The 20,481-nt window shown below is 74.4% G+C and carries 20 protein-coding genes and 1 riboswitch; of the genes, 7 read left to right on the top strand and 13 right to left on the bottom strand.

Features of this window, described 5'->3' with window-relative positions:
* The first annotated feature begins 56 nt into the window (after nucleotides 1–56).
* On the top strand, nucleotides 57–944 hold the full coding sequence (locus tag Ani05nite_RS11445) for an EamA family transporter (RefSeq protein WP_203767628.1): 888 nt from the start codon (nucleotides 57–59) through the stop codon (nucleotides 942–944).
* Between the two features lie 45 nt (nucleotides 945–989).
* Here Ani05nite_RS11445 and Ani05nite_RS11440 read toward each other — a convergent pair whose 3' ends face one another.
* Nucleotides 990–3,488, bottom strand: a complete 2,499-nt coding sequence (locus Ani05nite_RS11440; RefSeq protein WP_203767625.1) for a DEAD/DEAH box helicase — start codon at nucleotides 3,486–3,488, stop codon at nucleotides 990–992.
* A gap of 330 nt (nucleotides 3,489–3,818) precedes the next feature.
* Here Ani05nite_RS11440 and Ani05nite_RS11435 point away from each other — a divergent pair, with 330 nt between their 5' ends.
* Nucleotides 3,819–4,376 (top strand): hypothetical protein, encoded by a 558-nt coding sequence (locus tag Ani05nite_RS11435; RefSeq protein ID WP_203767622.1) that lies wholly within the window; start codon nucleotides 3,819–3,821, stop codon nucleotides 4,374–4,376.
* Here the strand turns inward: Ani05nite_RS11435 and Ani05nite_RS11430 are convergent.
* From Ani05nite_RS11430 to Ani05nite_RS11420, 3 genes are all read right to left on the bottom strand, one after another.
* Nucleotides 4,349–4,807: a DUF1203 domain-containing protein gene (locus Ani05nite_RS11430; protein ID WP_203767619.1), complete on the bottom strand. Its 459-nt coding sequence runs from the start codon at nucleotides 4,805–4,807 to the stop codon at nucleotides 4,349–4,351. The two genes, Ani05nite_RS11435 and Ani05nite_RS11430, sit on opposite strands and share 28 nt — an antisense overlap.
* A 73-nt stretch (nucleotides 4,808–4,880) precedes the next feature.
* Nucleotides 4,881–5,525: a nucleotidyl transferase AbiEii/AbiGii toxin family protein gene (locus Ani05nite_RS11425; protein ID WP_239129678.1), complete on the bottom strand. Its 645-nt coding sequence runs from the start codon at nucleotides 5,523–5,525 to the stop codon at nucleotides 4,881–4,883.
* A gap of 96 nt (nucleotides 5,526–5,621) precedes the next feature.
* Nucleotides 5,622–6,089: a hypothetical protein gene (locus Ani05nite_RS11420; RefSeq protein ID WP_203767616.1), complete on the bottom strand. Its 468-nt coding sequence runs from the start codon at nucleotides 6,087–6,089 to the stop codon at nucleotides 5,622–5,624.
* Between the two features lie 7 nt (nucleotides 6,090–6,096).
* Between Ani05nite_RS11420 and Ani05nite_RS11415 the strand changes: the two genes are divergently transcribed.
* Nucleotides 6,097–6,435, top strand: a complete 339-nt coding sequence (locus Ani05nite_RS11415; protein WP_203767613.1) for a hypothetical protein — start codon at nucleotides 6,097–6,099, stop codon at nucleotides 6,433–6,435.
* On the opposite strand, the gene Ani05nite_RS11410 is transcribed toward Ani05nite_RS11415, so the two are convergent.
* The 5 genes from Ani05nite_RS11410 to mgrA form a co-directional block, all read right to left on the bottom strand.
* Nucleotides 6,436–6,936: an RNA polymerase sigma factor gene (locus tag Ani05nite_RS11410; protein ID WP_203767610.1), complete on the bottom strand. Its 501-nt coding sequence runs from the start codon at nucleotides 6,934–6,936 to the stop codon at nucleotides 6,436–6,438.
* A 268-nt stretch (nucleotides 6,937–7,204) separates the two neighbouring features.
* Nucleotides 7,205–7,552, bottom strand: a complete 348-nt coding sequence (locus Ani05nite_RS11405; protein WP_203767607.1) for a hypothetical protein — start codon at nucleotides 7,550–7,552, stop codon at nucleotides 7,205–7,207.
* A 126-nt stretch (nucleotides 7,553–7,678) separates the two neighbouring features.
* Nucleotides 7,679–8,428, bottom strand: a complete 750-nt coding sequence (locus tag Ani05nite_RS11400) for a nucleotidyltransferase domain-containing protein (protein ID WP_203767604.1) — start codon at nucleotides 8,426–8,428, stop codon at nucleotides 7,679–7,681.
* Nucleotides 8,425–9,099: a nucleotidyltransferase domain-containing protein gene (locus tag Ani05nite_RS11395; RefSeq protein ID WP_203767601.1), complete on the bottom strand. Its 675-nt coding sequence runs from the start codon at nucleotides 9,097–9,099 to the stop codon at nucleotides 8,425–8,427. Before Ani05nite_RS11395 ends, Ani05nite_RS11400 begins: the two co-directional genes overlap by 4 nt.
* Entirely contained in the window at nucleotides 9,096–10,091 is a 996-nt protein-coding gene (gene mgrA, locus Ani05nite_RS11390; RefSeq protein ID WP_203767598.1) for an L-glyceraldehyde 3-phosphate reductase, read from the bottom strand. The genes Ani05nite_RS11395 and mgrA overlap by 4 nt, the downstream gene beginning before the upstream one ends.
* A 59-nt stretch (nucleotides 10,092–10,150) precedes the next feature.
* Nucleotides 10,151–10,238, top strand: a riboswitch (glycine riboswitch).
* Between the two features lie 77 nt (nucleotides 10,239–10,315).
* On the opposite strand from mgrA, the gene gcvP reads away from it, so the two are divergent.
* Nucleotides 10,316–13,117: an aminomethyl-transferring glycine dehydrogenase gene (gene gcvP, locus Ani05nite_RS11385; protein ID WP_203767595.1), complete on the top strand. Its 2,802-nt coding sequence runs from the start codon at nucleotides 10,316–10,318 to the stop codon at nucleotides 13,115–13,117.
* 44 nt (nucleotides 13,118–13,161) lie between these two features.
* On the opposite strand, the gene Ani05nite_RS11380 is transcribed toward gcvP, so the two are convergent.
* Nucleotides 13,162–13,362 (bottom strand): DUF5999 family protein, encoded by a 201-nt coding sequence (locus Ani05nite_RS11380; protein WP_125803192.1) that lies wholly within the window; start codon nucleotides 13,360–13,362, stop codon nucleotides 13,162–13,164.
* Between the two features lie 121 nt (nucleotides 13,363–13,483).
* Between Ani05nite_RS11380 and Ani05nite_RS11375 the strand changes: the two genes are divergently transcribed.
* Genes Ani05nite_RS11375 through Ani05nite_RS11365 form a run of 3 tightly spaced genes read left to right on the top strand, consistent with a single transcriptional unit; the run spans nucleotide 13,484 to nucleotide 15,938 of the window.
* Nucleotides 13,484–14,740 (top strand): chorismate-binding protein, encoded by a 1,257-nt coding sequence (locus Ani05nite_RS11375; protein WP_203767593.1) that lies wholly within the window; start codon nucleotides 13,484–13,486, stop codon nucleotides 14,738–14,740.
* A 35-nt stretch (nucleotides 14,741–14,775) separates the two neighbouring features.
* Nucleotides 14,776–15,273: a peptide deformylase gene (locus Ani05nite_RS11370; RefSeq protein ID WP_203767591.1), complete on the top strand. Its 498-nt coding sequence runs from the start codon at nucleotides 14,776–14,778 to the stop codon at nucleotides 15,271–15,273.
* Nucleotides 15,270–15,938, top strand: a complete 669-nt coding sequence (locus Ani05nite_RS11365; protein WP_203767589.1) for a class I SAM-dependent methyltransferase — start codon at nucleotides 15,270–15,272, stop codon at nucleotides 15,936–15,938. Before Ani05nite_RS11370 ends, Ani05nite_RS11365 begins: the two co-directional genes overlap by 4 nt.
* 5 nt (nucleotides 15,939–15,943) lie before the next feature.
* On the opposite strand, the gene Ani05nite_RS11360 is transcribed toward Ani05nite_RS11365, so the two are convergent.
* From Ani05nite_RS11360 to Ani05nite_RS11350, 3 genes are read right to left on the bottom strand one after another with little or no spacing between them, the layout of a single operon-like run.
* Nucleotides 15,944–17,101 carry an alanine racemase gene (locus Ani05nite_RS11360; RefSeq protein ID WP_203767587.1) on the bottom strand — a complete coding sequence of 386 codons (1,158 nt, stop codon included), beginning with the start codon at nucleotides 17,099–17,101 and terminating at the stop codon, nucleotides 15,944–15,946.
* Nucleotides 17,088–18,707 carry an IucA/IucC family protein gene (locus Ani05nite_RS11355; protein ID WP_203767585.1) on the bottom strand — a complete coding sequence of 540 codons (1,620 nt, stop codon included), beginning with the start codon at nucleotides 18,705–18,707 and terminating at the stop codon, nucleotides 17,088–17,090. Before Ani05nite_RS11355 ends, Ani05nite_RS11360 begins: the two co-directional genes overlap by 14 nt.
* Nucleotides 18,704–20,338 (bottom strand): IucA/IucC family protein, encoded by a 1,635-nt coding sequence (locus tag Ani05nite_RS11350; RefSeq protein ID WP_239129677.1) that lies wholly within the window; start codon nucleotides 20,336–20,338, stop codon nucleotides 18,704–18,706. Before Ani05nite_RS11350 ends, Ani05nite_RS11355 begins: the two co-directional genes overlap by 4 nt.
* Between the last annotated feature and the right edge of the window lie 143 nt (nucleotides 20,339–20,481).

Genomic DNA, 20,481 nt, shown 5'->3' with positions numbered 1-20,481 from the left:
GGTGTGTCCACGATCGGCACGTGGACATGAACGGTCTCCGGCGCTGTACTGGGCTCATGCGTTCACCAGCACGGACCGGCGCCGCCATGGCGCTCGCGTCGATGGCCCTCGTCCAGCTCGGCCTGGCCGCCTCCGTCGGCCTGCTCGACCAGGTCGGCGCCGAGGGCGCGGCATGGCTGCGGCTGTCCTGGGCCGGCCTGATCCTGCTGGTGCTGGTCCGCCCCCGGCTGCGTGCGTTCACCCGGGCCAGCCTGCTGACCACCGTCGCCCTCGGCGTCGTCACGGCCGGCGTGACCATGCTGTTCATGGCGGCCGTGGCCCGGCTCCCGCTGGGCACCGCCAGCGCGCTGGAGTTCCTCGGCCCGCTCGGCGTGGCCATCGTCCGGGGCCGGCAGGGCACCAAGGTGTGGCCGGCCCTGGCCGCGGTCGGCGTCCTGCTGCTGACCGAGCCCTGGCACGGCGGCACCGACCCGGTCGGGGTGGCCTACGCGCTCGGCGCCGCGCTCTGCTGGGCCGGGTACATCGTGCTCACCCAGCGGGTCGGCGACGGCGTGTCCGGCCTGCAGGGCCTGGCCGTGTCGATCCCGGTCGCCGCGCTGGTGGCCACGCTGATCGCCGGCCCGTCGGTGCTGCCGCGGCTGACGGGGGAGTTGCTGCTGGCCGGGCTGGGCCTGGCCGTCCTGCTGCCGCTGGTGCCGTTCGCCCTGGAGATGCTCGCGCTGCGCCGGCTGACCACGGCCGCGTTCGGCACGCTGATGAGCCTGGAACCGGCGTTCGCGCTGGTGATCGGGCTGGTGCTGCTGGGCCAGGTGCCGGGCTGGGCGCCGCTGACCGGGATCGCCTTCGTGGTCGCGGCCGGCGTCGGCGCCGAACGCACCGGGGCCCGCGCCACCGCGGCGCAGCCGGCCGGCGACGACCGCGATGCCGCCCCGGCTGCCTGCTGAGGACGTCCGGCCGGGCCCGTGACGCCGGCGGGCCCGCGCCGGGGCTCAGTGCGGGCCCACCGCCGTGATCCGGATGGCCGCCGCGCCCAGCTCGTCGCTGGCCGCCAGGTCCACCTCGGCCTCGATGCCCCAGTCGTGGTCGCCCTCGGGGTCCTCGAAGACCTGGCGCACCTTCCAGGCGGTCGGCGTGGTCTCGATGTGCAGCAGCTGCGGCCCGCGCGCCGACGGTCCGGTGCCGACCACCGGATACTCGGCGTAGTAGTCCTCCAGCGCCTCGATCCAGGCGTCGGTGTTCCAGCCCGACTCGGCGTCCAGCTCGCCCAGGTCCTCGGCCCGGCGCAGGGCGAACAGCTCGACCCGGCGGAACATCGCGTTGCGGACCAGCACCCGGAACGCGCGCACGTTGCGGGTGACCGCCGGCGGCTTGTCGTCCAGCGGCGACACCTCGACGATCTCGGCGCCCGGGTTGCGCAGCCGCTCCCACTCGTCCAGCAGGCTGGAGTCGACCTGGCGGACCAGCTCGCCCAGCCACTCGATGAGGTCGGTGAGCTCCTCGGTGCGGGCGTCCTCGGGCACGGTCTGGCGCAGCGCCCGGAACGCGTCGGCCAGGTAGCGCAGCACCAGGCCCTCGGAGCGGGACAGGCCGTAGAACGAGACGTACTCGGTGAAGGTCATCGCGCGCTCGTACATGTCGCGGACGACGGCCTTGGGCTTGATCTCGTAGTCGGCCACCCAGGGGTGCCCGCGCCGGTACGTCTCGTACGCGGCCTCCAGCAGCGGCAGCAGCGGCTTGGGGTGGGTGACCTCCTCGAGCAGCTCCATCCGCTGGTCGTACTCGATGCCCTCGGCCTTCATCGCGTTGACGGCCTCGCCCTTGGCCTTGAACAGCTGGGCGGACAGCACCTGGCGCGGGTCCTCCAGGGTCGCCTCGATGATCGACACCACGTCCAGCGGGTACTCCGGCGACTCGCGGTCCAGCAGCTCCAGGCAGGCCAGCGCGAACGGCGACAGCGCCTGGTTGAGCGCGAAGTCGATCTGCAGGTCCTCGGTGAGCCTGTACCGCACCCCGTCGCCGGTCTCGACCCGCTCGACCACGCCGCCGGCCAGCAGCGCCCGGGCGATGGCCAGGGCCCGGCGGATGTGCCGGCGCTGGGCGGCCGGCTCCTCGTGGTTGTCGGTCAGCAGGTGCCGCATCGCCGCGAACGGGTCGCCGCCGCGGACCAGCACGTTGAGCAGCATCGCGTGCGACACCTGGAACGACGAGGTCAGCGGCTCGGGGTCGGCGGCGACGAGGCGGTCGAAGGTGGGCTGGCCCCAGCCGATGGTGCCCTCCGGCGGCTTCTTGCGAACCACCTTGCGGCGCTTCTTCGGGTCGTCGCCGGCCTTGGCCAGCATCCGCTCGTTGTCGATGACGTGCTCGGGGGCCTGCACGATGACCGTGCCGAGGGTGTCGTAGCCGGCCCGCCCGGCCCGGCCGGCGATCTGGTGGAACTCCCGGGCCTTGAGCAGCCGGGTCCGCACCCCGTCGTACTTGCTCAGGCCGGTGAACAGCACGGTGCGGATGGGCACGTTGATGCCGACGCCCAGGGTGTCCGTACCGCAGATGACCTTGAGCAGGCCGGCCTGCGCGAGGGTCTCGACCAGCCGGCGGTACTTGGGCAGCATGCCGGCGTGGTGCACGCCGATGCCGTGGCGCACCAGCCGGCTCAGGGTGCGCCCGAAGCCGGCGGTGAACCGGAAGGCGCCCAGGGCCGCGGCGATGGCGTCCTTCTCGGCGCGGGTGCACATGTTGATGCTCATCAGCGACTGGGCGCGTTCCAGGGCGGCGGCCTGGGTGAAGTGCACGATGTAGACCGGCGCCTGGTGGGTGGTGAGCAGCTCCTCGATCGTCTCGTGCAGCGGCGTCATCGCGTACGAGAAGATCAGCGGGACCGGCCGCTCGGTGTTACTGACCACGGCGGTGGCCCGGCCGGTGCGCCGGGACAGGTCGTCGACGAAGCGGGTGGTGTCGCCGAGCGTCGCGGACATGAGGATGAACTGCGCCTGAGGCAGCTCGATGAGCGGCACCTGCCAGGCCCAGCCGCGGTCGGGCTCGGCGTAGAAGTGGAACTCGTCCATGACGACCTGGCCGACGTCGGCGTCGGCGCCCTCGCGCAACGCCAGGTTGGCCAGGATCTCCGCGGTGCAGCAGATGATCGGCGCGTCGGCGTTCACGCTGGCGTCGCCGGTGAGCATGCCGACGTTGTGCGCGCCGAAGATCTTGCACAGGGCGAAGAACTTCTCGCTGACCAGCGCCTTGATCGGCGCGGTGTAGAAGGTGGTGCGCTTGTCGGCCAGGGCGGCGAAGTGCGCGCCGGTGGCCACCAGGCTCTTGCCCGAGCCGGTCGGGGTGTTCAGGATGACGTTCGCCCCGGTGGCGATCTCGATGAGCGCCTCCTCCTGATGCGGGTACAGCGTCAGGCCCTGCTCGCCCACCCAGGTCTGGAAGGCGTCGAAGACGGCGTCGGGTTCGGCGGTGCCGGGCAGGCGTTCGGTGAGCGTCATGATGTGCACCACCCTATCCACAGCACCGTGGCCGGGCGCACGTCGCGCCCGGCCACGGAAGGGACCCTGCTGTGGAGGTGCAGTCGACCTGCTAGGCGCCGAACGCCGAGTAGATCGGGCCGGCGACGCTGCCCGCGAGGCCGATGACGGTCGCGACGACGGCGATGGTGGAACCGATGCGGACGCGCATGGCGGGAGCTCCTCTGCTGCGGTGGTGGCCTCGCTGTGAAGAGAATTCGCCGCGCCGGGTGCAGGACGGGACACCGCGGGTTGCCGGACGGTTGCAGAATGTATCGACAACGTTCAATGCCACCGATCCCGGGAGATGCCGTGAGAACCCTCGCCGTCCTCGCCGCGCTGCTGCTCACCGCCGGCAGCGCCCAGACCCCGTCCGCGCCGGCCCCCTGCACCGGCCAGGTGCAGGTCAACCCGAGCTTCGAGCGCGGCCCGGCCGGCTGGACCGCCGGTCCGCGCGTCGTCGTGCTGGCCGCCGCGGACCGGCCGGCGCACACCGGCCGGGCCTACGCCACCTTCGCCGGCCTCGACCTGACCCACAGCGACCTGCTGCGCTCCACCGTGACCATCCCGGCCGGCTGCGGGCTGGACGTGCGCTTCTCCGCCCGGGGCAGCTCCACCGAGACCAGCCGGGGCGACTACCTCAACATGGGGCTGGCGGTCACCGGGGAACCGCCGAAGACCCGCTACTCGTTCGCCTTCGACCTGCCGGCCGACTGGCACCAGTACGGCGCCGCCACCGCCGCGGCGGCCACCGAACGCACCGCGACGATCAGCTTCTTCGCCAGCGAGACCGCCGGCGGCGGCGTCACCACCTTCGACGTCGACGACGTGACGGCGACCCTTCAGCCCGCCGCCGCGGCGAACATGTAGCAGCCGTAGACGACGTTGCGGCTGTGCACCAGCACGACGCCGGGCTCGGCCAGCACGGCGGCCAGCGCCGCGACCGGGTCCCGGCCGTCGTGCTGCCGGCTGGCCGGGTGGATCCGGCCCCGGCTGTCGTAGGCCCGCAGGACCTGCGGGCGGCCGTACCAGTCGGCCGGGTAGGCGAGGTCGCGCGGCGGCCCGGGGCACGGCGCGGCGTGGGCGAACACCGCGCCCTTCTCCCGGTACGGCGACTCCGGCAGCGGCGGCTCGTAGCCGAACAGCAGGAGACCCTCGCCGGGGGTGGCGTCGCGCAGGCAGCACCGCAGCGGCTCGCCGCCGCGGGCGCAGTGCCGCTCGGTCGTGGCGGCGGCGCGGACGTCGTCGAGCAGGGCGGGGGAGAGGGCGGTGATCCGGTACGCGGTGCGGGTGTCGGTCATGGCCCCATCGTGCGCCGCGGGCGGCGGGCGGGTCTGGCGGTATTCGGACGGCCGCCTCGCCCCGGCGCCGCCGTCACCGTGGCCAGGCGGCCAGCCGCTCCCGTACCGCCCGCACCTGCTCCGGGCTCAGCCCGTACACCGCGAACCGGGCGTCGTCCAGCCGGTCCAGGTACCGCCCGGCGTCGGCGACCTCGTCGTCGGCCAGCCCCGGGTCGAGCGCCCGGGCCAGCTCCAGCACCCGCCGCAGGGTGTACCGCTCCAGCGCCGCCGCCACGTCGATGTAGTCGCGGACCTCGCGCCGGTTGACCAGCGCCGCCACCTTGGAGGCGACCAGGTCGTCGAGGTGCATGACCGGGCCGACGTCCATGACCACCGGCGCCCGCCGGCGGTCCAGGCGGGTCAGGGTCAGCCGCAGCGCCCGGGCGCCGTCGGCCACGTGGTACTCGCGCAGGTCGTCGTCCATGCCCTCGAACAGCTCGTCGGCCACCTCCCGGAACACCTGGTAGCCGGCCGCGGTCAGCGCGGCGGTGACCTGGCCGGCGGCGGCCTCGACCGCGCCGGCGGTGTCGGTGAACAGGTCGATGTCCTCGGTGGGGCGCTGCACCAGGCCGTTGACCAGCCAGGCGACGCCGCCGCCGAGGACGAAGCCGTGCTTCTCGCCGACGGTCAGGGCGATGGTGGCGACGTCGCGGTAGAAGTCGTCGATGTTCCCGCTCACCACGGCGACGCTAGCGGATCGGCGCGGCGGCGCCACCGCGACCGGCCGGAGCTGGTCGCACGCCGGGCGGAGCCGCCGGGGTTCCGCGCCGGCCGGTCAGAAGCGGGCTGCCGCCTTGCGGCCCAGGTCGCGGTTCGCGGCGTCGCCACGAACCGGCTTGGTGTACACCTCGGTCAGCACGTCCCCCTTGCGTACCAGCAGGATCCTGGCCAGGGAGCCGCCCCCGTGGTCGAAGACGACCAGCACCGACTCCTCACCGGCGAAGTCCTGGGCCGCGATCCGCACCGACTGCCCCTCCCGCGGCGAGCACGACGACACCCGCTCCCGGACGCCGTCCAGGTACCGTGCCGCCTTGCCGGCGGCATACCGGCCGGTGTGCTGGAGCACGAAGTCCTCGTCCTGGGGCTCGCCCTTGCGCAGCGTGCGCTCGCGCTCCGAGACGGGGTCCGGTTTGCCGCCCCGCGGACAGCCCAGGGCCGACGCGTTGAACTCGAACGTCCAGTCGCCGCCCGAGCCCGGCGCCACGGTGTAGCCGGAACCCACGTCCTGGGGGCGGAGCATCATCGCAGCCGTGATGCCGGAGACCGGCGGTGACGACGCGGTGCCGGTCGAGGACGACCGGGGGCTCGTCGTCGTGGGCGCGGCCGGCGACGTGGACTGCGGGAGCGGAGGCGCCGACGGCGCCGGTGACAGCTGGGACGGCGCCGGTGACGACGTGGCCGCGGGCGGCGTCACCGGGCCCGGTCGGGCCTGTGCGACGGCGACCCCGCCGGAGACGAGGGCCACGGCGACGATGCCCGCCACCGTCGCGGCCTGGGCGATGGTGCGACGACGGGCGCGGACGCGTACCTGGCTCATGGGTTCCCACCTGACGTTCTCGGTTTCGGTGAACAGGGAGCGGAAGGCCTGATCAGGCATGGGAGTACTCCTCGGATGCGTCCTCGTCGAGGAAGCCGGCGAGCGCTCGGCGGCCCCGCGCCAGCCGGGTCTTGATCGTGTTGACCGGAGTCCCGGTCTGCGCGGCCACCTCGGCGACGGAGAGGTCCATGAGGTGGTGCAGCGTGATGGCCTGGCGTTCGGCCACCGAGAGTTGTCTCAGCGCGCTGATCAACGCCACCGTGTTCTCACTCGGCGGTCCGGTGTCCGGATCAGTGCCGTGCCGGAGGTACGCGGCGACGCGGTTCCTCGCCTTGCGCCAGTGGTTCAGGCACAGGCGATGGGCGACGGTGCGGACCCACGCCTCCGGATTGTCGTAGGTGGACACGGTGGACCAGCGTTGCCAGGCGCGGACATAGGCTTCCTGGGCGGCATCCTGCGCTTCCGCGCGATCGCCGGTCATGGCGTACAGGTACGTGATCAGCCGATGTCGCGTGCCGGCGTAGAACTCTTCGAAGCCGCTGTGCTCGGACACCCGTCCCCCTTCGGTGTTGTCACTGAGGGACACCCGCCGGACGGTCACCGGGTTTCACCCCGTCGCCGGTTTCCGGAGCGCTGCCGATCGTCGGGGAAGCCCGGCGGCGGTCTGGCGTAGTCCGGCCGGGTCACCACCATGCCGCCCTCCGGGAACCCGGACCGCCGTCGGCCCGGGAGCGGCATCAGGAGCGCCCGGCGCCGTGGGCGAGCGGCGACCGGCGACGGCGGCGCCTCGTCCCGGGCCGGCGTCGCGCTCCGGCTGGGCCTCAGGCCGTTGTGACCCGGCGCAGCACCGGGTGCCGGGCCTCCCAGGCCGCGCGCACCCCTCGAGGCAGGTTCAGCTCCGGCCAGATCCGCACCAGCGTCGGCCCGTGCAGATAGCTGCGCAACTCATCCACCCGCACCGCCTCACGCAGCACGTTCTCGTACATCCACAGCAGCATGGTCGGCTGGTCCAGGTCGAACGTGCGCACCGGATTCCACCACAGCCGCAGCGGCAGCTCGACCAGGCCCTGAGCCGGGCCGGTCAGCTCGCCCAGGGTGCCCGCCACGAGCACCGGCCGGTGCGGCCGGGCCAGGTGGACCGCCGGGGCCTTGGGCGCGGTGGTGGGCATGGGACCAGGGTAGACCGCCGAGCCGGGCAACGGATAACTCCTAGAGTCCTAGGATGCCTTAGGGGCAGTGCGGCACGCCGCACCGAGGAGCACAAACGACCGCCTCCGGCGGACTCGACGACCCGGTCAGGCGGCCAGGCGGGTGCGGACGACCAGCTGGTGCAGCGCCTCGACGGCAGCCCGGTCGGGCTGCTCGGGCAGCGCCGACGCGTCCCGGGCCGCCTCCAGCTCCGCGCGCAGCCGGGGGATGTCCCGGCCGAGATCGGCGCGGATCGCGGACGGGAACGGCCCGTGCTCGGCCTCGCGCTTGCGGCCGATCAGCTCCGGCACGTACGGCAGGTCGACGCCGAGCACGCCCAGGTCGGTCTCGAGCGTGCCGGTGCGCATGAGGTGCCGCCCCGTGAGCAGCACCCGCAGCGTGTAGAGGGCCGGCTTGAGTTCCCCGGTCCGGTCGAAGAGGCGTTCCTGGGTGGCGGCGAAGCCCAGGTAGTGGTGGGCGTGGTGGCGGGTGATCAGCGCCGGCGCCAGCGCGACCAGCTCGCGGTGCACCGGCGAGGTGGTGATCACCAGCGGGGACAGCAGCTGCTCCAGCACGTAGCCGTTGCGGCTGGTCAGCAGCCGGGCGAACTTGAGCAGGTCGTGGCTGACCACGTCGAGCTCGACGCCGTCGCGCCAGCTGTCGGACTGCAGCGTCTCCGGGCCGGTGCGCAGGCCGACGACCTCGGCCGCGGGCAGCAGGTGGGCCGCGCGCAGGTCCAGGTCCGAGTCGGCCGACGCGAAGCCGTACAGGTGGGCGCCGCTGACGGTGGCGAAGATCAGGGGATAGGGCAGGTCGGCCACGACCTGGTCGGCCCAGGAGGGCACCTCGGTGGTCACGGCAGGCCCCTTTCCCGTACGGCGTAGAGCAGCGCGTCGACCGCGGCCCGGTCGGGCTCGGCCGGCAGGTCGGTGGCGCGGGCCGCCGCGGCCAGGTCGTCGAGCAGGTCGGCGGCCCAGTCGGTCACCGTGGCCCAGGGCACCTCGCCGTGCCGGACGGCCAGCAGCCGGTCGCGCAGCGGGGTCACGTCGACCAGGATGTCGCCGGTGCGCAACACGTGCGCGCCGGCCAGCAGCAGCCGGATCATGTGCATGGCCTGTTTGTGGTTGGTCTCGCCGGTGCGTTCGCGCCGGGCGGCGACGCGGGTGAGCTGGTCGCGGGCGTAGGCGCCGTAGGTGTCGGCGAGCCGGCGGGACAGGAACGCGGGCCGGGTGGCCAGCAGGTGCTCGCCGTCCGGGGTGAGGTGGGTGATCAGGGGGGACCAGAGCACCTCGAGCACGGTGGGGTTGGCCTGCAGGGCCAGCGTGCAGAAGCGTTCGAGCTCCCAGGAGAACTGTTCCTCGGCGGGGCCGTCGAGGTGGGTCGGCGGCTTGTCGAGGTGCCAGAACAGCGGGGTGGGGGCGGCGTACACGCCCCGGCGGTCGTGGTCGGATCCCGGGCCGGCGAGGCCGTACGCGCGGGAGCCGACCACGACCGCGAGGATCGTGTGACCGGTGACCAGATCGGTCACAGGTCCAGGGCGGTGCCGTCGATCGCCTGCAGCTCGTCGTCGGTCAGGGCGGGCCGGTCCAGGGCGGCGACGTTGGTCTCGAGCTGTTCGACGCTGCTGGCGCCGATGATGAGGCTGGTCATCCGCGGGTCGCGCAGGGCCCAGGCGAGGGCCAGCTGGGCCAGCGACTGGCCGCGACGGCCGGCGATGTCGTTGAGGTTGTGGATGCGGCCCATGGTGGCCTGGTCCAGGTCGCTCTCGTTGAGGAAGACGCTGGTGCGCACGCGGGAGTCGTCGGGGATGCCGCCGAGGTAGCGGTCGGTGAGCAGGCCCTGTTGCAGGGGGCTGAAGGCGATGCAGCCGGCGCCGACGGCCTCGAGCGTGTCGAGCAGGTGGTCCTTCTCGATCCAGCGGTTGAGGATCGAGTACGACGGCTGGTGGATGAGCAGGGGGGTGCCGAGCTCCTGGAGGATGGCGGCGGCGCGGGCGGTCTGTTCGGCGCTGTAGTTGCTGATGCCGACGTAGAGGGCCTTGCCGGAGCGCACGACGGCGTCGAGGGCGCCCATGGTCTCTTCCAGCGGGGTGTCCGGGTCGGGCCGGTGGTGGTAGAAGATGTCGACGTAGTCCAGGCCGAGGCGGCGCAGGGACTGGTCGAGCGACGAGACCAGGTACTTGCGGGAGCCCCACTCGCCGTAGGGGCCGTTCCACATGTGGTAGCCGGCCTTGGTGGAGACGACGAGCTCGTCGCGGTGGTGGCGGAAGTCGGTGTGCAGGATGCGGCCGAAGTTCTCCTCGGCGCTGCCGGGCGGCGGGCCGTAGTTGTTGGCCAGGTCGAAGTGGGTGATGCCGAGGTCGAAGGCGCGGCGGGTGATGGCGCGCTGGCGGTCGATCGGGCGGGCGTCGCCGAAGTTGTGCCAGAGCCCGAGGCTGATGGCGGGCAGCCTCAGGCCGCTTCGCCCGGCGCGGCGGTAGCTCATGGTGTCGTAGCGGTCAGGCGCAGCGGAGTAGGTCACACACCACACCTTAGGGACACATGATCGCAACGTTGTCGCTGGTAGGTTCTCAGTAGCCGTACACCCGCGCGGGAGAGACCACCCCGGTGGCGCCGAAGGGGCAAATCCTCCCCGGAACCTCTCAGGCAAAAGGACCGCGTGGGCAGGCTGCTCTGGAGTGCCCCGTGGGTATGACAGAGGGGGAGGTTGCGTCCGCCGACCTCTCTCTTCCCGCAGGAGCCGCCATGACTTTCGCCGACCGCCACATCGGCCCGGACGCCGACGCGCAGACCCAGATGCTCAAGGCGATCGGGTACGCGTCGCTGGACGCGCTGATGGACGCCGCGATCCCCGAGGTGATCCGCTGGCACGGGACGCTGGAGCTGCCCGCGGCGGCCTCCGAGGAGGAGGCGATCGCCGAGTTGCGCGAGCTCGCGGGGCGCAACACGGTGGCCACCTCGATGATCGGGCTGGGTTACTACGGCACGCACACGCCGGCGGTGATCCGGCGCAACGTGCTGGAGAACCCGGCGTGGTACACGGCGTACACGCCGTACCAGCCGGAGATCAGCCAGGGCCGGCTGGAGGCGCTGCTGAACTTCCAGACGATGGTGACCGACCTGACCGGGTTGACCACGGCGAACGCGTCGATGCTGGACGAGGGCACCGCGGTGGCCGAGGCGATGACGCTGGCCCGCCGGTCGAGCCGGAGCAAGAGCAGCGTGTACGTGGTGGACGCGGACACGCTGCCGCAGACCCTGGCGATCCTGCGGACCCGGGCGGAGCCGCTGGGCATCGAGGTGCGGCTGGTGGATCTCGACGCCGGTGCGGCGTTGCCGGCGGAGTTCTTCGGGCTGCACGTGCAGTATCCGGGCGCCTCGGGCGCGGTGCGTGATCACGCGGGGCTGGTCGAGGCCGCGCACGCGGTGGGCGCGCTGGTGACGGTGGCGGCGGATCTGCTGGCGTTGACGCTGCTGCGTTCGCCCGGGGAGATCGGGGCGGACATCGCGGCGGGCACGACGCAGCGGTTCGGCGTACCGCTGGGGTTCGGTGGCCCGCACGCCGGCTACCTGGCCGTGCGCGCCGGGCTGGAGCGGTCGCTGCCCGGGCGCCTGGTCGGGGTGTCGCGGGACGCGGACGGGGCGCCGGCCTACCGGCTGGCGTTGCAGACGCGGGAGCAGCACATCCGCCGGGAGCGGGCGACGAGCAACATCTGCACCGCGCAGGTGCTGCTGGCGGTGATGGCGAGCATGTACGCGGTGTACCACGGCCCGGCGGGGCTGCGGCGGATCGCGGAGCACGCGCACCGGCAGGCCTCGACGATCGCCGGCGCGCTGGCCGGGGCCGGCGTCGAGCTGGCCGCCGGGACGTTCTTCGACACGGTGACCGCGGTGGTGCCGGGCCGGGCGGCGGAGGTGGTCGCCGCGGCCGAGCGGGCCGGGGTCAACCTGCGGCTGGTGGACGCCGACCGGGTGTCGGTCGCGTGTGACGAGACGACCACGCCGGCGCACGTCTCGGCCGTGCTGGCGGCGTTCGGGGTGGAGCCGGGCGGGGAGTTCCCGGTGGGCGCCCTGCCGGTGCGGGCCACGGAGTACCTCACCCATCCGGTGTTCCACGCGCACCACTCGGAGACGGCGATGCTGCGCTACCTGCGCAAGCTGTCGGACCGGGACTACGCGCTGGACCGGGGCATGATCCCGCTGGGCTCGTGCACGATGAAGCTGAACGCGACCACCGAGATGGAGCCGGTGAGCTGGCCGGAGTTCGCGAACATCCACCCGTACGCGCCGGCGTCGCAGACCGCGGGTTACGAGGCGCTGGTGGCGCAGCTGGAGCAGTGGCTGGCCGAGGTGACCGGCTACGACGCGGTGAGCGTGCAGCCCAACGCCGGTTCGCAGGGTGAACTGGCCGGGCTGCTGGCGATCCGCGGCTACCACCGGTCGCGGGGCGAGACGCACCGCGACGTGTGCCTGATCCCGTCGAGCGCGCACGGCACGAACGCGGCCAGCGCGGTGATGGCGGGCATGCGGGTGGTCGTGGTGGCCTGTGACGACAACGGCAACGTCGACCTGACCGACCTGGCTGCGAAGATCGACAAGCACGCGGACGCGCTCGCCGCGATCATGGTGACGTACCCGTCGACGCACGGGGTGTACGAGAAGGGCATCGCGGAGCTGTGCGGCGCGGTGCACGACGCCGGCGGCCAGGTGTACGTCGACGGGGCCAACCTGAACGCGCTGGTCGGTTACGCCCGGCCGGGCAGGTTCGGCGCGGACGTGTCGCACCTGAACCTGCACAAGACGTTCTGCATCCCGCACGGTGGCGGCGGTCCCGGGGTGGGTCCGGTCGCGGTGCGCGCGCACCTGGCGGAGTTCCTGCCGGGCGACCCGCTCGAGCCGGGGGAGCACCACGCGGTGTCGGCGGCGGCGCACGGCTCGGCCGGGATCCTGCCGATCTCGTGGGCGTACCTGCGGATGATGGGCCCGGAGGGGCTGGCCGCGGCGACCGGTGTCGCGGTGCTGACGGCCAACTACGTGGCGGCGCGGCTGCGCGAGCACTTCCCGGTGCTGTACGCCGGCAACGAGGGCCTGGTCGCGCACGAGTGCATCCTGGACCTGCGGCCGCTGACCAAGGCGACGGGGGTCTCGGTCGACGACGTGGCCAAGCGGCTCATCGACTACGGCTTCCACGCGCCGACGATGTCGTTCCCGGTGGCCGGGACGCTGATGGTGGAGCCGACCGAGAGCGAGGACCTGGCCGAGCTGGACCGGTTCTGCGACGCGATGATCGCGATCAAGGGTGAGATCGACCGGGTGGCGGCGGGGGAGTGGCCGCGGGACGACAATCCGCTGCACCATGCCCCGCACACGGCGGCGGCGGTGACGGCGGACGAGTGGTCGCACGCGTACCCGCGGTCGCTGGCGGGTTTCCCGGCCGGGGTGGACCGGACCGCGAAGTACTGGCCGCCGGTGCGCCGCATCGACGGGGCGTACGGGGACCGGAACCTGGTCTGCTCGTGCCCGTCGCCGGAGGCGTTCGAGGACTGAGCGGGTCCGCGGCGGGGTCTCGTGGTGAGGCCCCGCCGGCGCGGTCAGGCGGCGAGGGCGTGCACAGCCGGTCCGCGGTGTGGTGCGATCGTCCTGCCGTCGGGCAGCAGCTCACCGGTGTCCTCGAAGACGATGACACCGTTGCAGAGCAGGCTCCAACCCTGCTCGGGGAAGGTCGCCACGATCCGGGCCGCTTCGCGGTCGACGGCTTCGGCAGAGGGGCAGGACGTCAGGTGCTGGCACATCGGGTGTCTCCGGTAGGGGGTTGTGTCGTGCTTCACATCAACGGGGCGGAACACTACTCCCATCCGAACGAATCCGGATCTCGTGAGTGACGGCGCCCCATTGAGAGAATCCACTCTTCTCATGGTCCACGGCGGGACCTCCGTCGACCACTTTCCGACACCCCGGCGGGGTGCTCAACCGGGTTCTCCGGCGTCCTGCCAGGGCCGTCACGGTGAGTCATCCCGATTCGAGTGGTCGGTGGGCGATGACGGTGACCCCGCAGAGCTTGTCTCGGCCTTCCTGTCCGGCAACGGACTGCCGGTGCGAGAGATGGGCCGAACGGCTACCCAATTCCACCCGACCGGCGCGGGAACCCCCTGCGGAGCAGCACTGTACGTGTCGGCGGCGGCCGGTTGCGTGATGGCCGGCGGCCCGGTCGGCGCGCCCTCCCCGGTGCCCGGGATCCCGGACGTGGTGGCCGTCGTGCACACCCACCGGGGCCCCTCGGAGTCGTCACCCTCCGTCATGGGAGCGTGTGCGATGAGCACCGGCGATTCGGGTGGTTCGGCAGGTGGCGCAAGCCCGGACGGGTGGCGGCTGGGTCCGTGGCGCGACAGCTGGAGCCGGGCCGAGCACGCCGCCGCGGTCAGCGCCGTGCGGGCGGCCATCGGGCGCGGCGACGTCTATCAGGTCAACGTGGTGGGGCACGCCTCGGCGCCGTACACCGGCGATCCGGGGCCCGCCCTGGCCCGGGTGGCCGGGCTGCCCGGCGCGCGCTACGGCGGCGTGCTGAGCGGCGACGGCTGGGCGCTGGCCACCGCGTCGCCGGAGACCCTGGTCGAGATCCGCGGCGGCCGGATCATTACCCGGCCGATCAAGGGCACCCGCCCGGCCACCGCGGCGGGCCGCGCCGAGCTGCTCGCCTCGGCCAAGGAACGCGCCGAGCACGTGATGATCGTCGACCTGGAACGCAACGACCTGGCCCGGCTGGGCGCCGGCGCGGTCCGGGTCGACGAGCTGTTCGCGGTGCGCCGGTGGTGCGGGCTGTGGCAGGCCGAGTCGGTGGTGTCGGCGCCGCTGGACCAGCCGGTGGACCTGGCCGACGTGCTGCGGGCGCTGTGCCCGGGCGGCTCGGTGACCGGCGCGCCGAAACGGGCGGCCCTGGCGGAGATCGCCCGGCTGGAGCCGGTCGGCCGCGGGGTCGGCATGGGCGCGCTCGGCTGGGTCGGCCCCGACCACCTCGACCTGGGCCTGAGCATCCGCACGGCGGCGGTCGACGGGGAGCGGGCGCACCTGTGGGCCGGCGGCGGCATCACCATCGACAGCGACCCGCTCGCCGAGGTCGAGGAGGCGGCGGCCAAGGCGGCCCCGATGCGCGCGGCCCTGGCGGGCCCGTGAACCGCAGGCGCACCCTTTTCGCCTAGGTTGGGCGCATGACCGTGCGAGGAATCCGTTTCTACGGCGACCCGGTGCTGCGGACCCCCGCCGCCCCGGTCGTCTCCTTCGACGCCGATCTGCACGCGCTGATCGACGACCTGGAGGACACCGTCCGCGAGCCGGGCCGCGCCGGCGTGGCGGCGCCGCAGATCGGCGTGGGCCTGCGCGCGTTCTCGTACAACGTCGGCGGGGTGGTCGGGCACCTGATCAACCCGGTGCTGTCCGGCCTCGACGGCGAGCAGGACGACGAGGAGGGCTGCCTGTCGCTGCCCGGCCTGGAATTCGCGACCCGGCGGGCGTGGGCGGCCACGGCCACCGGCGTCGACCGGTTCGGCGAGCCGCTCACCATCACCGGGACCGGGCTGCTGGCCCGGGCGCTGCAGCACGAGACCGACCACCTCGACGGCCGGCTCTACCTCGACACCCTGACCGGCGACGTGCGCCGCCGGGCGCTGCGGGAGCTGCGCCGCGGCCCGCGGGCGGCCCGGTCGTGACCGGCCCGGCCGGCCGCGAGCCGGACACCACCCGCCTGGCCGCCGCGTCGCTCGCGGCCGGCGACCCCACCGGCTGGTTCGAGCAGCTGTACGCCGAGGCCGGCGCGGGCGCCGCCGAGGTGCCCTGGGACGTGCCGCGCCCCAGCAAGCTGCTCGCCGAATGGGCCCGCGACGGCGCCGTCACCGGCGACTGCCGCAGCGCCCTGGTCGTCGGGTGCGGGCCGGGCCGCGACGCCGAGTTCCTGGCCGGGCTGGGCTTCGTCACGACCGGCTTCGACATCTCGCCCACCGCGGTCCGCACGGCCCGCGACCGGTACCCAGACTCGCCGGTGGAGTACACGGTGGCGGACCTGCTGGACCCGCCGCCGCACTGGCGCGGCGGCTTCGACCTGGTGCTGGAGAGCAACAACGTGCAGGCGCTGCCCCGGCCGGTGCGCGACCGGGCCATCGCCAACGTCGGCCCGCTGGTCGCGCCGGGCGGCACGCTGCTGGTGCTGGCGGCCGCCGCCACCGGCGCCGACCGCCCCGGCCCGCCGTGGCCGCTGAGCCGCGCCGAGATCGACGCGTTCGCCGCGCCGGGCCTGACGGTACTCGGCATCGAACAGCTCACCGACGAGGCCGACCCTCTGATCCGGCGGTGGCGGGCCGAGTTCCGGGCCGGCTGAGCCTCTCAGAGCACGACGAAACGCGGCGGCGGGTGGCGCAGGAAGTCGTGGTGGGAGATGTCCCAGCCGTACGCGCCGGCGCGGGCGAAGACCAGCACGTCGCCCACCCGCAGCCGCGCGACGGGCTGGTCACGGGCGAGCACGTCGCGGGGCGTGCACAGCTCGCCGACGGCGTCCACGGCCACGTCGCGCACCTGCGGGCGGGGCCAGTCGTAGGGCCACGCCTCGACCGGCAGCACCGTGAACGGGTGGCTGTAGCCCCAGGCGGCGGGCAGCCGGAAGTGGTGGGTGCCGCCGCGCAGCACCGCGAACCAGCGGCCATGGGTGCGTTTGAGGTCGAGGACCTCGGCGGCGTACCAGCCGGCGTCGGCGGCCAGGATCCGGCCGGGCTCGACGATCAGGTCCACGCCGGCCGGCACGATCAGCGCGGCCAGGCCGGCCCGCAGCGCGGCCAGGTCGATGGTGGCGTCGCCGAGGTAGTCCACGCCGAGGCCGCCGCCGGCGTTGACCAGCCGCAGGTCGATGCCGTGGCGGGCGGCGGTGGCCACGGACCAGTCCAGCGCGTCGGCCACGAACCGGGCGTGGGCGGCGGCGTCCAGGTTGTTCGAGACCGCGTGCAGGTGGAAGCCGGTGATCCGGACCGAGGTCAGCGGCACGGCCAGCAGCCGGTCCAGGTCGCGCTCGTCGACGCCGAACGGGGTGGGCGTGCCGGTCATGGCGTGGCTGCCGGCCGGCGCGGCCTGCGCGCGGTTGACCCGTACCGCGGCCGGCACGACCGTGCCGGCGGCCCGCGCGGCCCGGTCCAGACGCCGCAGCTCGTGCGCGCTCTCCACGTTGACCTGCGCGCCCGCGGCCACGGCGGCGGCCAGCTCCGCGTCGGTCTTGGCCGGCCCGCCCAGCACGATCCGGCGGGCGCCGGCCGCGACCGCCAGTTCCAGCTCACCGCCGGAGGCGACCTCCAGGCCGTCGCAGGCCGCGGCCAGGGCACGCACGACAGCCGGGTGGCCGTTGGCCTTGACCGCGTACAGCAGGGTGGCGCCGGGCGGCAACGCGGCGCGCACCGCGGCGGCCCGTTCCCGCAGCGCGGCCGTGTCGTAGACGTAGGCGCAGACCGGCCCCGGCTGCGCCCGGATCGCCCGCGTGACGTGCTCAGGCGGGCGCATGCAGCGGATTCTCCACCGGCAGGTACTCGTCGCCGGCCCCGGCCAGGCGCATCCGGACCAGCGCCTTGTGCGGCACGGTGGCCGCGGTGAACGCGGCGTGGTCCTGTGCGGCGAGCTCGCCCGGCCCGGCGTACGTCTCGTCCACGACGGCCCGCACCAGCCGCCAGGCGGCGTCCTCGGCCAGACCGTGCGACTCGCCGAGCCGGATGATCAGCTCGCCGAGGTGGGCCTGGAAGGCCGTGTAGCCGATCTTGGCGCGCAGCACGTCCGGGTCGCCGGTGCCGATCACCGAGCCGGGCCACAGCGTCACCTCGTGCCCGGCGGCGGCCAGCCGGCCCGGGTGCAGCCGCAGCCCGGCGAAGTCGCGCACGGCCAGCCGCTGCGGCACCCCGGCGGTGAACGTCGGCAGGCAGTTCTGCAGGTGCGCCTCCAGGGCCACCCCGCGCAGCGTCAGCCGCAGCAACGGCGGCACCACCAGCCGGGCGTACGCGTCCAGGAACGCCGCCGCCGCGCCCGCGTCGTCGCGCCGGCCCGTACTCGCGGCGAACTGCCCCACCAGCCCGGCGGCGACAAACGGCAGCGCCCCGCCGGGCACCGCCTGCTCGCCCGGGCGCAGCCGGCCGGTCAGGCCGTCGCGCAGGATCGCCCCCATGTCGCGGCCCGACCCCACCGGCACGGCCGCCCCGGCCGTCTCGGCCAGCAGCAGCAGCCGGTCCGCGGCCGGGTCCTCGGCGACGAGCCGGTGCAGCAGCACGGACACGGCCGGGCCGTTGCGGGTGCTGGCGACGCTGATGCTGCGCCGCGTGGAGGTGACCTGGATGTCCAGCGACACCTTGACGTAGCGGCGGCTGCCGTCCGCGGCGACCGGCAGCAGCAGGGTGCGCAGCGCGGCGGTGGGGATCGCGTCGAGCTCGCCGGCCAGGATCCGCAGCGCCCCGCTGTCGAGCAGGTCGCGGTAGCGGACGGGCAGCACCGCGTCGCGCTGCCAGGCGTGCACCGGCTGCACCCGGTAGCCCGCCGGCGCCGCCGGCACCTGCGGATACACCTCCCGCAGGGCCGCGCCGACGTCGTCGCCCAGGTGCAGGTCGGCGCGCACGGCCAGGAAACCCAGCCGGGTGTGCCCGGCCTCCAGGTCGTGGGCGAGCACGTCGCCGGTGTCCCAACCGAGCCGGGTCCGCCCGCACGGGTGCAGGTTGTGCCCGGCCACGGCGAGCCGTTCCCCGGCGACCGCGGCGTGGTCGGGGTCGCCGGCCGGCTCGGGCCGCTGCCGGGCCATGGCCACGGCCAGGTTGACCACCGCGTTGCGCAGCTCGGCGGCGAACCCGGCGGCGTTGCCGGCCAGCCGCCGCGGCAGCAGGTCGGCCGGGTCGTCGGCGCCGGCCTCGGCGTACTCGACCCGGTGGAACGCGTGCCACCGGTCGCCGGGCCCGGCCGGCGTCAGGCCCTCGCGGACCAGCGCGCCGCGCAGCCGCCGCCCGACGATGTCGGCGGCCTCCGGCAGCGCGGCGGCGAACCCGTCGGCGAGCTCGGGCGCGTGCACGGCGAGGGCGGCGCCGGTGTGCGCGGCGGTGAGGGCCAGCCGCCGGGCGGCCAGACGGCTGGTCATGCCCCCGCCATCGGGTTGTCCACGCCCACCCAGAGGTCGGCCAGCGGGTCGTCGGCGAGCCGCATGGCGGTGGTCGCCTTGACCGGCAGCGGGTCGCGCAGCAGCCGGTCCGCGTCGGCGGTGCCCGTGCCGCGGACGGCCCGCGCGGTGCACGCCCACAGCCGTTCCGGCTCCGCGCCGGCCCGCCGCAGGGCGTCGACCAGCTGCACGGTGACCGAGCCCAGGACGGCCGCGGCGAGCTTGGTGCGCAGCGCGTCCGGGTCGTCGGTGGGCAGGTCACCCTCGAGCGGCGGGGCCGGGACGCCGTGCGCGTCCAGCCGGCGCGCGCTGACCCGGACACCGCCCAGGTCGCGGTAGACGATCCGGGCCGGGCGGGCGCCGTCGAGCACCAGCAGGGTGTTCTGGCCGTGGGCCTCCAGCGCGACGCCGCGGTCCAGGACAGTCAGCAGCGGCGGCAGCAGCAGGTGCATGAGATCGTGCCAGAACGCGTACGGGTCGGCGGCGAGCACGCCCAGCAGGCCGGGCAGGGCGCCCAGCGGCACAACGGTCTCGTGGGCGGCGACCCGCGGGGCCTGCCGGCGCAGGTAGGCGAGGTGACGCTGCGGGCTGCCGTCGACGAGCACGGCGCCGGCGGCGGTCTCCCGCAACACCGTCAGGGGCAGATCCCCGGTGAGCCGGGCCAGGACCGCCGACAGCCGCGGCCCGTTGTGGACGGCCGCGGGGGAGACGGTCCGCACGGCGGAGGTCAGCTGCACGTCGACGGCGGTCTTGAGGTGGTCGCCGCCGGACAGGGGCGCGACGGTCCGCAGCGACATCAGCGGGCGCACCGGCCCGGTCCGGCCGGCGTCGGACAGCCACGGGTAGCGCTCACGCAGGCGTGCGGCCTGCCACGGGTGGGCGTAGAGCACGGGCGGGGCGTCGCCGTACCAGCGTTCTGGCGGGACGGCGAGACGGTGCAGGCGGATGACCGGGCGGTGCTCCGGGGCGTACGCCAGGACGTCGGCCACGGTCAGGCCGCCCCGGGTGCGGCAGCACGGATGCGACGGGTGACCGTCGAGGACCCGCTGCTCCAGCCGGCCCAGCCCGTCGGGGTCGCCCTGCGCGTCACGCAACGCCCGGGCCGCGGGGGTGGGCGGCGGGTCGGCGTGGGCGAGGGCGAGGTTGGCGACGCTGTTGTCGATCTCGCGGGCCAGGCGGGCGGTGTGGGGGCCCAGGTCGAGGGCGCGGAGCAGGGTGGCCGGGTCGTAGCCGGTTTCGTCGGCGGGGCCGGTCGCCGGGCCGGGGCCGGTTCCGTCGCCGGGGCCGGTCGCCGGGTCGGGGTCGGGGCCGGTTCCGTCGGCCGGGCCCGTCGCCGGGCCGGGGCCGGCGACCGCGTTGTGGCTGGTCCCGCCGGCCGTCCCGGTGCGGCGGTCGGTGCGGGCCTGGCGTAGTGCCTCGGGGGTCAGGCCGGGGATGGGTTCGTGGTGCAGGGCGTTCAGGAGGCGTCGCAGGATCTCCGCTCGGGCGCCCGGGAGGGCGGCGTCGTAGGCGGGGACCAGCTCCGGGCGGACGGTGTGCAGGTCGGCGCGGGTCTGGTCGGGGCCGGCCGTGTGCCCGGGAGCCGAGGTGAGTGTGGTCGTGGGGATGGGCACGGGTCTCATTCTCCGGCAGCGCCCGCGGCCGCCTCGGATCGGCCCACCATTCAACATCCTAGGACGCTCTACAGGGTGTGCGCCCGGCCACGGGCGCACGACAAGATCAAACCCAGAAAGGAATCAACGGCACCCCGGCTTTG

Source organism: Actinoplanes nipponensis, from assembly GCF_016862275.1.
In the GTDB taxonomy this organism is placed as follows: Bacteria; Actinomycetota; Actinomycetes; order Mycobacteriales; family Micromonosporaceae; genus Actinoplanes; species Actinoplanes nipponensis.
The sequence above is the reverse complement of the archived record's forward strand: the minus strand, read 5'-3'. Positions and strand labels throughout refer to the sequence as shown.

Coding starts and splice junctions, on each gene's coding strand:
- Ani05nite_RS11445 (WP_203767628.1), top strand. CDS start 57: ATGCGTTCACCAGCACGGACCGGCGCCGCCATGGCGCTCGCGTCGATG.
- Ani05nite_RS11355 (WP_203767585.1), bottom strand. CDS start 18,707: ATGACCAGCCGTCTGGCCGCCCGGCGGCTGGCCCTCACCGCCGCGCAC.
- gcvP (WP_203767595.1), top strand. CDS start 10,316: ATGACTTTCGCCGACCGCCACATCGGCCCGGACGCCGACGCGCAGACC.
- Ani05nite_RS11440 (WP_203767625.1), bottom strand. CDS start 3,488: ATGACGCTCACCGAACGCCTGCCCGGCACCGCCGAACCCGACGCCGTC.
- Ani05nite_RS11370 (WP_203767591.1), top strand. CDS start 14,776: ATGACCGTGCGAGGAATCCGTTTCTACGGCGACCCGGTGCTGCGGACC.
- Ani05nite_RS11405 (WP_203767607.1), bottom strand. CDS start 7,552: ATGCCCACCACCGCGCCCAAGGCCCCGGCGGTCCACCTGGCCCGGCCG.
- Ani05nite_RS11380 (WP_125803192.1), bottom strand. CDS start 13,362: ATGTGCCAGCACCTGACGTCCTGCCCCTCTGCCGAAGCCGTCGACCGC.
- Ani05nite_RS11360 (WP_203767587.1), bottom strand. CDS start 17,101: ATGCGCCCGCCTGAGCACGTCACGCGGGCGATCCGGGCGCAGCCGGGG.
- Ani05nite_RS11430 (WP_203767619.1), bottom strand. CDS start 4,807: ATGACCGACACCCGCACCGCGTACCGGATCACCGCCCTCTCCCCCGCC.
- Ani05nite_RS11375 (WP_203767593.1), top strand. CDS start 13,484: ATGGTCCACGGCGGGACCTCCGTCGACCACTTTCCGACACCCCGGCGG.
- Ani05nite_RS11420 (WP_203767616.1), bottom strand. CDS start 6,089: ATGATGCTCCGCCCCCAGGACGTGGGTTCCGGCTACACCGTGGCGCCG.